Source organism: Enterobacter sp. EC_50, from assembly GCF_019584525.1.
Taxonomy (GTDB): Bacteria; Pseudomonadota; Gammaproteobacteria; order Enterobacterales; family Enterobacteriaceae; genus Enterobacter; species Enterobacter roggenkampii.
Genome location: NZ_VDAF01000096.1, coordinates 1 through 337, shown reverse-complemented (window position 1 = coordinate 337; position 337 = coordinate 1). Strand labels below are relative to the sequence as shown.

Genomic DNA, 337 nt, shown 5'->3' with positions numbered 1-337 from the left:
CGCATTATGGGCGTTGGCCTCAACACGATTTTACGTCACTTAAAAAACTCAGGCCGCAGCCGGTAACCTCGCGCATACAGCCGGGCAGTGACGTCATCGTCTGCGCGGAAATGGACGAACAGTGGGGCTATGTCGGGGCTAAATCGCGCCAGCGCTGGCTGTTTTACGCGTATGACAGGCTCCGGAAGACGGTTGTTGCGCACGTATTCGGTGAACGCACTATGGCGACGCTGGGGCGTCTTATGAGCCTGCTGTCACCCTTTGACGTGGTGATATGGATGACGGATGGCTGGCCGCTGTATGAATCCCGCCTGAAGGGAAAGCTGCACGTAATCAG

Annotated in this window: 1 pseudogene; it reads left to right on the top strand. The window is 57.0% G+C overall.

The features are described from left to right. Window positions 1-337, top strand: a pseudogene (locus FHC48_RS23155) (IS1 family transposase); the annotation flags it as partial.